Annotated in this window: 8 protein-coding genes; 6 read left to right on the forward strand and 2 right to left on the reverse strand. The window is 41.0% G+C overall.

Features of this window, described 5'->3' with window-relative positions; all coding sequences use genetic code 11:
* Positions 1–85: 85 nt before the first annotated feature.
* Entirely contained in the window at positions 86–1,975 is a 1,890-nt protein-coding gene (locus HY58_RS03640; RefSeq protein WP_039128203.1) for an ABC transporter ATP-binding protein, read from the reverse strand.
* A 62-nt stretch (positions 1,976–2,037) separates the two neighbouring features.
* Between HY58_RS03640 and HY58_RS03645 the strand changes: the two genes are divergently transcribed.
* Positions 2,038–3,120 (forward strand): amidohydrolase family protein, encoded by a 1,083-nt coding sequence (locus HY58_RS03645; protein WP_039129589.1) that lies wholly within the window; start codon positions 2,038–2,040, stop codon positions 3,118–3,120.
* An 11-nt stretch (positions 3,121–3,131) separates the two neighbouring features.
* Here HY58_RS03645 and HY58_RS03650 read toward each other — a convergent pair whose 3' ends face one another.
* Positions 3,132–4,007, reverse strand: a complete 876-nt coding sequence (locus HY58_RS03650; RefSeq protein WP_253271498.1) for an AraC family transcriptional regulator — start codon at positions 4,005–4,007, stop codon at positions 3,132–3,134.
* Positions 4,008–4,218: 211 nt separating this feature from the next.
* Here HY58_RS03650 and HY58_RS03655 point away from each other — a divergent pair, with 211 nt between their 5' ends.
* From HY58_RS03655 to HY58_RS03675, 5 genes are all read left to right on the forward strand, one after another.
* Positions 4,219–7,368 carry a TonB-dependent receptor gene (locus HY58_RS03655; RefSeq protein WP_039128210.1) on the forward strand — a complete coding sequence of 1,050 codons (3,150 nt, stop codon included), beginning with the start codon at positions 4,219–4,221 and terminating at the stop codon, positions 7,366–7,368.
* A 31-nt stretch (positions 7,369–7,399) separates the two neighbouring features.
* Complete coding sequence (locus HY58_RS03660) at positions 7,400–8,965, forward strand: RagB/SusD family nutrient uptake outer membrane protein (RefSeq protein ID WP_039128213.1); 1,566 nt, start codon at positions 7,400–7,402, stop codon at positions 8,963–8,965.
* 23 nt (positions 8,966–8,988) lie between these two features.
* Positions 8,989–10,068 (forward strand): IPT/TIG domain-containing protein, encoded by a 1,080-nt coding sequence (locus HY58_RS03665; protein WP_039128216.1) that lies wholly within the window; start codon positions 8,989–8,991, stop codon positions 10,066–10,068.
* Positions 10,069–10,200: 132 nt separating this feature from the next.
* Entirely contained in the window at positions 10,201–12,036 is a 1,836-nt protein-coding gene (locus tag HY58_RS03670) for a sodium:solute symporter family protein (RefSeq protein WP_039128219.1), read from the forward strand.
* 17 nt (positions 12,037–12,053) lie between these two features.
* The gene (locus tag HY58_RS03675) at positions 12,054–13,265 is read left to right on the forward strand and encodes a glycosidase (protein ID WP_039128222.1); all 1,212 of its coding nucleotides are present in this window, start codon (positions 12,054–12,056) and stop codon (positions 13,263–13,265) included.
* The last annotated feature ends 2 nt before the right edge of the window (positions 13,266–13,267 follow it).

Here is a 13,267-nt window from a genome sequence, read left to right on the forward strand (position 1 = left end):
CTTGGTTAGACCCCTATTGCCAAAGCCCTGCCATCAATATAATGCGTGAATTATGTTAAATCCCTTTTTTACTGGGGAATAAATTCTACAACGACTGTGTTTCAACGCCGAATTCAAACTGCATCTCATTTAACTTACGATAGAGGCCATTTTGGAGCATCAGCTCCTGGTGGGTACCGCTTTCACTGATTCGGCCTTTATCTAGCACCACGATCCTGTCTGCATTGCGGATGGTAGATAGCCGATGGGCGATCACAAAGGATGTGCGGCCTTTCATCAGGTTTTCAAGCGCTTCCTGCACCAGCTGCTCACTTTCACTATCGAGAGACGATGTAGCCTCATCAAGGATGAGGATGGCAGGATCTTTCAGGATAGCGCGGGCGATGGCTATCCGCTGCCGCTGGCCACCGCTTAATTTGATGCCTCTTTCGCCCACGATTGTTTCGTATGTTTCCGGAAACCGGGAGATGAATTCATGTGCATTGGCGCGTTCAGCTGCTTCACGGATCTCTTCATCAGTAGCCCCAGGTTTGCCATACCCAATATTTTCGCGGATGCTACCACCAAATAGCAAAACCTCCTGAGGAACAAAAGCCATCTGCTGTCTTAATTGAGTAAGGGGATATTGATCAGCGGGTTTATCATCAAAATAAAGTACGCCTGCGTTGGGTTTATAGAACTGCAAAAGGAGGGAAGCAATTGTAGTTTTGCCGGCGCCACTGGGTCCTACAATAGCTATCTGCTGGCCTTTGGCTACAGAAAGATTAAGGTCCTTCAAAACCGAAATGTCTTTGCGGCCGGGATAACTGAAAGCCACATGATCAAAACGAACATTCCCATGAAGAATATGTTCAGGTGCTCCTGCGTCTTCCAGCGAAACAGGTTCACCCTCACTGCGCAGGATCTCACGGATGCTTTCTGTTGCGCCCAGGGTTTTCTGAAGCTGCGAGAAGATATCGGCAAAACCGGCAAAGGTTCCCCCCACAAACATGGAGAAGATTACGAACATAGTAAGTGAGCCAAGGCTTAATTCGCCGCTTCTGATCATATTGACACCATACCACATCACAAAAGCGATGGCGCCAAATACACTGAATATCATAAAGGAAATAAAGGCTCCCCGGTAACGGGCATTGCTGATTGCTGTGTCTACAACGGCAGAAATGCTTTTAACATAACGCGAAATTTCATGATACTCGCTGGTAAAGGCTTTCACGACAGTGATACCCTGAAAAGTTTCCTGCACTATAGTGCCACTTTCTGCAAGCTGGTCCTGCGCTCTCCTGGCCATTTTTCGGATACGCTTGCCAAATAATACTGCCAATATGGCTATCAGTGGAACTACTGCAAGCATCACCAGAGCAAGCTTGGTACTGATCCAGAAAATAAATACCAGTCCTATCACCAGCGTGAATATCCCTCTCAGAAATTCTGCCAATGTAAATGATATTGCGTCCTGGATCTGAGAGAGGTCGGAGGATATCCTATTGCTGAGTTCACCTACTCTTTTCTCAGAGAAATAACTCATAGGCATAGTAAGCAACTTACTGTAAACATCCTTACGCATGCCGGCAAGAGAACGCTCGCCAACTTCGGTTAAGAGGTAAACGCGCATATAGGAGAAGAGCATTTGGAAGCCGAGTTGTATAAAGATGAGAAGAAGCGTTGTGTTAAGGTCCCAGTTAAGATTTCTTAATTGCTCACCGAAAGGCATCATAGAACTTGATCCGGCAGCAGGAACAGTTGTTGTTCCCGGTGCTGCAGCATCTATCATTTTGCCAAGAAATAGAGGGAACAGGCTGGTAGTGAATGCTGAAAGGGCAATAAATACCAGGCTTAGGATGAATTTTCCTTTATATGGCCTGAGATAATTGAAGAGCACCATGGCCTGGCGGATATTTTCCTTATTGATCTTTGCTTTGGGGCTATCATCTTTATCATTACTGCCGCTGCCTCTTCTTCTTCCGCCTGCCATACTGTATATTCGGGTTTTAATTAAACTGCAAGATAAGAATGGTTAAGCCAAAAGCTTTCATTATGTTGAGTAAACTGCTCTCCGCCTGCCTGTTGTTAACTACTATATCTCAGGCACAACAAGGCCCTATTGATTTTGAACAGTATAATCCTGTTTCTACCCTGGTAGTGAAGGAGAATCCGGTTGCCAGGGCTAAATTTCCTTTCATAGATGTTCATAATCATCAGCGGGGCATGGATTCGGGAAGTCTCGATCCCCTTCTCTCAGAGATGGACAAGCTGAATATGCAGGTGATGGTAAATCTTAGCGGAGGAACCGGTAATTCACTCGAGAAAAAAATAGGCAATATTAAATCAGCCAATTCGAAGCGATTCCTGGTTTTTGCCAATATTGATTTTTCGGGCTTTGGAAAAACCGGCTGGACAGAATTCACCGTCAAGCAATTGGTGAATGATGTAAAGAATGGCGCAAGCGGGCTTAAAATTTTTAAGAACCTTGGTTTTTCTGTGAAGGATCCTGATGGCAAGCGGGTTGGGGTGGACGATCCCCGGCTTGCCCCGATATGGGAAGCATGTGCTGATCTTCGCATACCAGTGCTGATACATACAGCTGATCCCGCTCCATTCTGGGATAGTATGGATAATAACAATGAAAGATTATTGGAATTAAAAACGCATCCCCGCCGGCAGCAAAAAAATGAAGAATATAGCTGGCAACAACTCATTGATGAGCAGCATAGGGTTTTCCGCAAGCATTTCCGAACAACGTTTATTGCCGCCCACTTTGGTTGGTATCCTAATAACCTTGGTAAACTTGATAGCATACTAACGGCAATGCCTAATGTAGTAGTGGAATTTGGAGCTGTTATTGCTGAGCTGGGCCGTCAGCCACGGGCCGCTAAATACTTCTTTAATAAATTCCAGGACAGGATACTATTTGGTAAGGATAGCTGGGTGCCATCTGAATATGCAACTTATTTCAGAGTGCTGGAAACAGAAGATGAATATTTTCCTTACCACAAAAAATACCATGCCTTCTGGGGTATGTACGGAATGGGTTTGAGTGATGAGGTGTTGAAAAAGATCTATTATAAAAACGCGATCAGAATTATTCCAGGTATTGATAAATCGCTATTTCCACTTTAAGGTAAAAAGCTTTAGATAAATACCCTGGTGCCTGCCCCTGCAGCATTGTAATTTTCCCGAAATTCTTTTGGGGTGCATTGCTTTTTTTTCTTGAAAACACGATTAAAATTTGACATATTATTGAAGCCACACCGATACGCAATTTCTCCTATAGATTGGGTGGTATCAATAAGCATTCGGGTAGCATGGCCAAGTCTTATTTCTATCAGACTATCAATGAAATTAATTCCGGTTCTTGTTTTGAAAAATCTGCTAAAAGCTACTTCTGACATATTCACAAGCCTGGCAGTATCTGCCAATGAAACCGCTTTGTCAAAATTGGTATTCATGAATTCAAGCGCTTTCTCAATTCTTCGGCTATTGTAAGTGAAATGTTCGATATTATTAAAACTGGCATCTGTCAGGATGCGCATATTTCTGGAAGTTGATAAATCGTGCAGTATTGAAAACAATTCCAAAACGGAGTCAAAACCATGCTTCTTGTTTAGGTTTAGTATTCGGGGAGCAAGCTGATGGGTTGTTTCAGCAGAGAAAAGAATTCCTCTTGCTGATTTTTCTAACATAACTCTTATAAAACTAAGTTGGTTGCGTCGTAACATCTTTTCATCCAGCAGGTCTTTGTGGAACTGAATTGTCACTTCTTTGATTTCTTTACTCGTGCAATGATGGGTAAACCAACCGTGTTGAAGATTAGAACCAACCAATACAAGTTCCCATTCATCAATAAGATCCATATGGTCACCAATTACCCGGCGCGCTCCTTTTGCATTTTGAATAAAATTCAATTCAAATTCTTCATGGATATGCAAGGGAAAATCAAAATCTGACTTCACACGACTGAAAAGCGTAAAGCAATCACTTTGTGTAAGCGGTGTGATTTCACGCATAATTGTATCTCTGTTTGGAATCATGTTGATTAGGAATAGTATTAGTGTTTATACATTAATGTGAATTAATTATTGCCTTGATATTGAATAAATTAAATGCCGACTTTGTAAAATTATCATGTAAGAATAAAATAATAATACAAGTGTATGATAATATAGTATTAAAAAAAAGTGCAAATGAATATTAGATTTGGTGAAACTAATTGCCATTATGAAGAAATACCTACCAGCAGGGGTGTTTACGACCCTGTTATGTTTTTTCTCCTTCCTAATTTCTATGGCGCAGCAGAGGATTATTACCGGGGTTGTTTCAGACAATACCGGGATGTTGTTGCCTGGAGTTAGCGTAAACGTGAAGGGGAAGTCCGCCGGCGTGAGCACCGATGCCAAAGGCAGCTTCAGAATACCGGTTAGCGACAATGACAAAATACTTATTTTCTCCTATGTTGGGATGCTTTCACAGGAAGTATCCATTGACGGAAAATCAACACTGGTTGTTTCCCTCGAACAGACAGATTCAAAAATGAGTGAAGTAGTAGTTGTGGGTTATGGAACGGTTCGAAGAGCCGATGTTTCATCATCTATTTCCTCTATCAAAGCCAAAGACATTAAAGACCTTCCGGTTGCTGGAATAGACCAGGCCTTACAAGGTAAAGTGGCTGGTGTAACCGTTACCAATAATAGTGGACAGCCTGGTGGTGGGGTGAGCATTAAGGTTAGAGGAGTAACCACCATCAATAGTAATGACCCACTCATTGTAATTGATGGGGTGATATTCCCCTCAAATACAAGAAGCAGTGCAGGTTATGCCGGATTAGGTGGCTCTGACGGACAAACTGGTAACAGTGTAATGGCTACATTAAATCCAGGTGATATCGAATCAATTGATATCCTTAAAGATGCTTCGGCTCAAGCCATTTATGGTTCGCAGGCTGCCAATGGAGTAATCCTGATAACTACCAAGAAAGGAAAATCAGGAGAAGGAAAGATCAATTATGATGTGTATTACGGTCAATCTGAAGTTACCAGGAAGCTCGATTTGATGAACCTTCGCGAGTTTGCTCAATACCAGAATGAAGTCGCTCCTTTGCTTGGCTTAGAGCCATCAGCAGAATTTGAAGATCCCAGCGTTTTGGGAAGGGGTACAGACTGGCAGGATGCTATGTTCCAGACTGGTAATGTGCAGAATCACCAGTTGAGTTTTTCTGGTGGAAAGGATAAAACAACCTATTATTTATCGATGAACTATTTTGATCAGAAAGGTATTCTTATCGGTTCTGATTTTGAAAGATATTCTACAAGATTTAGCCTCGATCATCAATTAAAGCCATGGGCAAAAGTTGGTGTTAGTGCAAACGCGTCGCGTAGTGTTCAAAACGTTACCCTGGCTGATGCAGCTGAAGGAACCATTTGGTGGGGAGCCGTCCAGAGCCCTCTCATACCCGTTAAAAACCTCGATGGCACCTGGGGTGGGGGAAATACTGTAGGTGGGTTTCAATATGGACAGGATAATCCAATTGCCAGGAGTTTTTATAGAGGGAACAAATCTACAAGCTCACAGGTATTCGGTAATATTTATGCCGAACTGCAATTCCTGAAAGATTTTTCTCTCCGTAATGAAGTATCATATTCACTTGGACTTAATAACAATACAGCCTATCAGAAATCCGGGAATATCGGTAGAACCAGTTTACAGAGCCAGTTGTTTGACTCCAGAGGAAACAGTTATTATTATGCCCTGAGAAACTATCTCAACTATAATAAATACCTGGGAAGCCATAGTATCAATCTTACTGCCGGTCATGAAGCACAATATTCTTATTATGAAGGAATATCTGGAAAGAAAGTTGATCTCCAGAATAACATCCTTGATTTAAATGCTGGAAACAGTGATAAGCAAACCTGGGAATTAGGTGGTGGAAAAGGCCAGTGGGCAATGGAATCCTGGTTCGGTCGTGCTAATTATGCATTTGATAACCGTTATTCACTATCAGTAAGCTTTAGAGCTGATGGATCTTCCAATTTTGGTCCCAATAAAAAATGGGGTTATTTCCCAGGGGCATCAGTGGCCTGGACAGTTACAAATGAAAAATTTGCAGAATCATTCCTGAAAACACTGACGCACATGAAGATCAGACTTGGTTATGGTTCTGTTGGAAACCAGAACCTTCCAAGTGGTGCGCAGAACCCGCCTTATACATCTGCTGTTTCTTTCTGGCCTGGCCCGGTTGGATTTGGTAACTCGAATTATCTGAATGGAATTTACAATCCGAACTTAAGCTGGGAGTCAGTTGAAACAAAAAATATAGGTGTTGATTTCAGCCTGTTTAACAGGATTGATTTCACTGTTGATGCCTATCGCAAAACAACAAAAGATATGCTCATCTTCCTGACAGGCCCACGACTGATTGGCGTTGGTGATTCATGGGATGATCTGAAAGCACCTATCGGAAACCTGGGACAAATGTCAAATACTGGTATTGATGTGAGTATCAACAGTACCAACATTAGTACAAAGAATTTTACCTGGAAAACCAATCTGATTTTCTCGCATTTTAAAAATAAGCTTGATAAAATGTCGGCTTCTACGGCTGGACTTGCTGGCCGGGTTTACTACGATAATTACACCATTACGTACACTCAACCGGGTTATGCAGTTGGTTCTTTCTTTGGGTTGGTTACTGACGGTCTATTCCGCACCCAGTCTGACCTGGATAATAGTATGTCACAGTTTGGATATGGCGTGGATCCTTCACGTACCTGGCTGGGTGATGTTAGATTTAGTGATGTAGGTGGTATTGATGGAAAGCCTGATGGCAAAATCGATGCTAGTGATATAACATTCATAGGTAGCCCACTTCCGAAATACACTTACGGTTTAACCAATACATTCAGTTATGGCAATTTCGATGCATCTGTATTCTTGCAAGGTTCATATGGCGCAAAAATTTTCAATTTCCTGCGCTGGCAAACAGAGAAAATGGACAATGCCTTTTACAACCAAATGAGATCTGTCACAGACCGCTATACTGAAACAAATACCAATGGAAGTTTGCCTCGTTTTACCAATACCAATGTCAATAATGTTTATATGTCTGACAGGTATGTAGAAGATGGTTCTTATCTGCGTATTCAAAACCTCACTTTTGGCTATCGTCTTCCAAAAGCACTATTGAACAAAGTTAAAATCAATACGGTACGTTTCTATCTATCCGTTCAAAACTTACACACTTTCTCAGACTATAGCGGATACGATCCTGAGGTTGGTGCATTCAATAACAATATCCGTTTGATGAATGTAGATATGGGCCATTACCCTAACCCTCGTTCCTTTACATTCGGAGCTAACATTGAACTCTGACACTATCCTGTCACAACAAAAAAGAATAGAAATGAAAAATAAAATAATAGCTGCGTTGCTTGTTCCAATGACCATGCTGGGGTCTTGTTCCAAGTCATTTATTGACAGACCATCCCTTGATGGAACAACCCTTTCAAATTATTACAATACTGCTGAAGAAGTAAGAGGATTGACCAGTACTCTTTATGGATTACCTTGGTCAGGATTTGAGAATCGCGCCATGGATGCCATTGGTGATGTTATGGCTGGTAATGAATATAGCGGGGGTAATGATGATCCTCCATTTTCCAATTTTACTTTTGCATCAACCTCTGTTAGAATTGCAGATACATGGAAAGTGTTTTATAAGATAGGAGGTTGGACAAGTGAATACATCAAGGCATTAGAAGAGAAAAAAGCAAATGGTGGAAATGCATCTTTTATAGATCCGGCCATTGCAGAATGCCATTTCTTTAGAGGTACCGTTTATTTCTACATTGCAAGAATATGGGGGCATGCACCTATTGTAACAGACCCCGGGGGAGCTGCTCTAAGTGGCAATTTCAATATTCCCCGTTACTTTAAAGACGATGTATTAAGGTTTGCTTTAGAAGAGTTGCAATTAGCAGAGACGGGCCTGCCTGAATCAGACCCTGTTAAAGGTCGGCTGACCAAATATTCCGCAAAGGGAATGATGGCTAAATTGTATCTCTATAAGAAAGATTATGCCAATGCGAAAGCAAAGGCAGAAGAGGTAATAGCATCTGGAAAGTATGACCTTTTCCCTGACTACGGTGCTATGTTCAATACAAGTGCTAATAATAATAATATTGAGTCTTTATTTTCAATACAGCACCAACTCACGGGTAATCCATGGGGATCAGCAAGTCAGAAGCAACCAGATCGCGGACCATCAAACATGCAAACATCAGAAGCCTCCATGTGGGAACTTTATATTCCCTCCATGGATATGAAGAATGCCTATGAATTTGGTGACCTTCGCCGCAAAGGTTCTATGATGGAACATGGCTGGAGTCATCCAACCTGGAAGCCACAAGGCTCAGACCCAACTTATAACGCATTTATGGCCAATGGCTACAAATACGATACACTGCAACCGGTTGGACAGGGTGGACAGAAAAATACAACACATTCCAATATCGCAAAATATGTTGTTGGTCCTGGTAAAGCATTCGGTGGTGAAACAGTTATCGGAATGAATACTGGTATAAATACGATGATGCTCAGATATGCTGATGTTCTTTTGATTTATGCGGAAGCCGTATTGGGTGATGCTGCATCAACATCAGATGCCAGTGCATTGCAGGCTTTCAATAAAGTAAGAGCAAGAGCAGGCCTGATGGCAAAAGAATCAATCACAATGGAAGATATTCTGAAAGAGCGCAGAGTGGAATTTGCATTTGAGGGAGATTTTTGGTTTGATATCCAACGCCAGGGCTTTGCTAAAGCTAAACAGATTATTGAAGCACAAAACAGAGGAACCTATGAAGTGCCAATGTATGTGACATTTTCTGAACAATATATGTATCTGCCTATTCCGGCTGGTGAAATATTACAGGATCCTGAATTAGCTAAAGACCCTGTTCCATACTATTAATACCCGACAATAAAAAAATTGAAATGAAAAATATAATGTTCAAAAAGTTGACAATACTGCCATTACTGCTATTGTCACTCTCGCTAACATTTTCTTCCTGTATTAAGGATAAAGATGGTACGCCTGATGCAAAAGCAGGAACTCCGGTTGCAATTGCAATCACGCCTGATAATGCTGCGGGTGGAGAAGTTGTAACAATTAATGGAACAGGATTGGGTGATATCCGAAGCATTGTTTTTGATAATAACAATGTACCTGCTCAGTTTTATTCCACACTCAACACCGAAACTAATATTGTGTTCAGAGTGCCTGATACAGCCTTTGGCGGTCCCCAAAATATTATCCTGACAAATAGTGCCGGCAGGTCTGTAACTGTTCCTTTTAAGGTTCTCGCATTCCCTGGAATTACTGATGCCAGTACATATAGCTTTACAGGGGATACTGAAATAACCTTAACAGGAAATAATCTTGATGATGTATCAAAAGTTGTTCTTACGGGAAGTACAGATGAAGCTACTATTCTTAGTGCTTCCAGAAAATCGCTGGTGATCAGAATGCCAGCTTCCGAAATGGACAGAGTATCATTAGATATAACCAATGCCACAGGAACAATTACTACTACCCATGAGTTTATTAATGTAGATAAAGCTTTGAAAATATTTACAGATTCTTACGGACCTGATTTTGGAGATGGCTCATGGGGTGATGCAGGTTTTATTTCTACTGCCGAATATAGAATTGGCTCAGCTTCCATAGGTAAAAAATATGCTGCAGGAAACTGGCACCTTATCAATTTCGTTAACTGGTGGCCTTCTGTAGCCAGCGATCCCAATTATAAGTTTATGAGTTTCTGGATCAAAGGTGCATCAAAAGATTATTCTCTGTATATCACCAGTGATAAAGCAGAAGGTGGATTTGGTAATTTTGATGAGGATAATAAAGTAAATGTACCCGCTAATGTGTGGACATACTATAAAATTCCTTTATCTCAACTTGGTCTTTGGGCTACGGGCTCACCTATGCAACAACTTGGATTCAGGATTCAAGGACCTGATGGAGCGGATGAGACTTTCTATTTTGATGAAATTCTTATTTCAAAATAGTCGCCCTTTCTCTAATGACAGAATGAAATAGCAAAAATATATCAGTAAGTCGCAGTCGTTTGATGGCAGGAAATCTATAGTTTCCACTATCTGGGTTTCCATGCCATTTTTTAATACCACCTATTTGAATCTATGAAATTAGAATGGATCGACTGGAGCATCATACTGTTGTATCTGGCAACAATGGTTTTGCTTGGTTTCTGGTTTAGAAAAAAAGCCAAACAGAATAAGCAGAGTTACCTTATGGGTGGCAAATCTATGCCATGGTATATGCTGGGTTTAAGTGATGCCTCTGATATGTTTGATATCAGTGGAACCATGTGGATGGTCGCTCTCTGTTTCGTTTATGGCTTGAAGAGCATTTGGATACCCTGGTTATGGCCGGTATTTAACCAGGTATTTATGATGATGTTTCTTTCAAAATGGTTACGAAGATCTAATGCTGATACCGGCGCTGGTTGGCTGGCCACCAGGTTTGGATTAACTGGAAGAGGTGTAAAGCAATCCCATAATGTTGTTGTAGCTTTTGCCCTGATCAGTTGCTTCGGATTTCTTGCTTATGGTTTCATAGGCCTGGGTAAATTCATCGAAATATTTCTTCCCTGGGAAATGGCGAAAGATTATATCCCATTTGATATTGCTCCGGCTTTTCTTCCCCATTTTTACGGAATCATATTTACACTTTTTGCGATGTTTTATTCTATACTGGGTGGGATGCATAGTATAGTATTGGGCGATTTCATTAAGTATATGATAATGACGCTTGCCTGCATTTCAATAGCCATCATTGCAATGATTCACCTGCATGGTGGCGATGGTAAGCTGTTGGTTGTCCCCGATGGTTGGGCTAACCCATTTTTCGGATGGAATTTAAATCTTGATTGGAGTAAAACTATTCCTGCCGCAAATGAAAAAATTGCAACTGATGGCTTCGGACTATTTGGCATCTTTTTTATGATGATGCTTTTTAAAGGAGTATTCGCAAGTTTGGCCGGACCAGCGCCAAATTACGATATGCAAAAAGTTTTATCTACCCGTTCACCGAAAGAAGCTAGTAAAATGACGGGATTTGTTTCTATCATTCTTTTGCCTATTAGATATTCAATGGTCATTGGTTTAACCGTACTTGCACTATTGTACTATGATAAACTTGATTTATCAAATGCTTCAGGAGCTACCGATTTCGAAAAAATTCTCCCCGCAGCTATTAATAATTTTCTTCCTGCTGGTATACTTGGATTGGTCATAACTGGCTTGCTGGGAGCATTTATGGGAACATTTTCAGGAACACTTAATGCAGCACAAGCTTATATTGTAAATGATATTTATCTCAAGTATATTAATCCGGACGCTAATACCAGAAAAGTCATTTCAGTGAATTACCTGGTCGGTATTTTGGTTGTTGTTATTGGAATAATTCTGGGATTTTTTGCCAAAGATGTAAATAGTATTCTTCAGTGGATTGTAGGCGCGCTCTATGGGGGATATATAGCCGCTAATATGCTAAAGTGGTACTGGTGGCGCTTTAATGCGAATGGATTTTTCTGGGGTATGATGAGTGGAATAGCTTCTGCTATGATAGCCCCCTATATTTTTGATGGATTACCCTTGTACTATTGGCCTGCCCTTTTTCTAGTATCACTCCTCGGCTCAATAATTGGTACTTTTTCAGCACCTCCAACCAATGAGGATGTTTTGAAATCATTCTATCGTACAGTGCGTCCATGGGGTTTCTGGAAGCCAATACATGAAAAAGTTTTATCTGATGATCCCACGTTTGTAGGAAATAAAAGGTTTAAGCTTGATATGGTGAATGTTGTGCTCGGAATTATAGCTCAATGCTGTTTAACAATATTACCTATGTATATTGTTCTCTGGGCAAAACTGCCACTGTTGATTACTGTAATTATACTTACAATAATTGTTTTGATTCTTAGAAAGACCTGGTGGAACAAACTTGAAAATTAATCACAAAACCTCCGGCGATGCGAAGCAAATTTTATAACCGGCTTTACCTGATGCAGCAGCAGTACAATCTGCTCATCAATCGAGTGAATGAACCTGTATCAGAGTTTAATGGAGTTTATCGGCGTTTTCGCTACCCGGTACTCACACCTTCTCATACACCTCTGAACTGGAGATACGATTTTGATATGAGATCAAATCCATTTTTAATGGAGCGTTTTGGCATCAATGCTGTATTTAATGCAGGAGCAATTAAACGTGATGGAAAGTATTATCTAGTGGCAAGAGTGGAAGGGGTTGACCGTAAATCATTCTTTGCTATTGCAGAAAGTTCAACAGGTGTTGATCACTTTGTATTTAAAGATTTCCCGATAGCTATGCCGGAAACAAATCAGCCCGATACAAATGTTTATGATATGAGGCTGGTTGAACATGAAGATGGATGGATATACGGACTGTTTTGCACCGAGCGTCGCGACCCAAAGAGTGGTGAAGCAGACCAGTCAGCAGCTATAGCTCAATGTGGAATCGCAAGAACCCATGATCTCGATAATTGGGAACGTCTTCCTGACTTAATCACACCCTCCCCGCAGCAAAGAAATGTTGTTCTTCATCCTGAATTTGTAGATGGGAAATATGCTTTCTATACCAGACCACAGGATGGGTTTATTGAAGCAGGAAGCGGCGGTGGAATTGGTTTTGGTCTATGCGATGATATTACTAATGCAGTTATTCAAAAAGAAACAGTCATTGATAAAAAAGTATACCATACCATCTATGAAGCTAAAAATGGATTGGGGCCTGCACCAATCAAAACCAGGCATGGATGGATTCACCTTGCTCATGGTGTTCGGAATACAGCAGCAGGTTTACGCTATGTCCTCTATCTTTTTATGACTGATCTGGAAGATCTTACAAAGGTAATTTATAAGCCAGCTGGTTATTTTATGGCACCCGAGGCAGAAGAGAGAATTGGAGATGTTTCTAATGTATTATTTTCCAATGGCTGGGTGGTTAATGATGATGGTAGCATATATATATATTATGCATCCTCCGACTCTAGAATGCATGTAGCTGAAACAAGTGTTCTTCAATTATTGGATTACCTGATGCATACAGCGCCTGATGGTTACAACTCGGCATCGTCTGTTGCTACTGTCACTGCCATCATTAGTAAAAATAAGGAGCTTGAAAAGTTGGATCCAGAAGTTTACGAATTGCAACTTATATGAAC

Source organism: Flavihumibacter sp. ZG627 (genome assembly GCF_000814325.1).
In the GTDB taxonomy this organism is placed as follows: domain Bacteria; phylum Bacteroidota; class Bacteroidia; order Chitinophagales; family Chitinophagaceae; genus Flavihumibacter.

Excerpts from the sequence above, each read along its gene's own strand:
- HY58_RS03670 (WP_039128219.1), top strand. The coding sequence starts at position 10,201 with ATGAAATTAGAATGGATCGACTGGAGCATCATACTGTTGTATCTGGCA.
- HY58_RS03675 (WP_039128222.1), top strand. The coding sequence starts at position 12,054 with ATGCGAAGCAAATTTTATAACCGGCTTTACCTGATGCAGCAGCAGTAC.
- HY58_RS03645 (WP_039129589.1), top strand. The coding sequence starts at position 2,038 with ATGTTGAGTAAACTGCTCTCCGCCTGCCTGTTGTTAACTACTATATCT.
- HY58_RS03655 (WP_039128210.1), top strand. The coding sequence starts at position 4,219 with ATGAAGAAATACCTACCAGCAGGGGTGTTTACGACCCTGTTATGTTTT.
- HY58_RS03660 (WP_039128213.1), top strand. The coding sequence starts at position 7,400 with ATGAAAAATAAAATAATAGCTGCGTTGCTTGTTCCAATGACCATGCTG.
- HY58_RS03640 (WP_039128203.1), bottom strand. The coding sequence starts at position 1,975 with ATGGCAGGCGGAAGAAGAAGAGGCAGCGGCAGTAATGATAAAGATGAT.
- HY58_RS03650 (WP_253271498.1), bottom strand. The coding sequence starts at position 4,007 with ATGCGTGAAATCACACCGCTTACACAAAGTGATTGCTTTACGCTTTTC.
- HY58_RS03665 (WP_039128216.1), top strand. The coding sequence starts at position 8,989 with ATGAAAAATATAATGTTCAAAAAGTTGACAATACTGCCATTACTGCTA.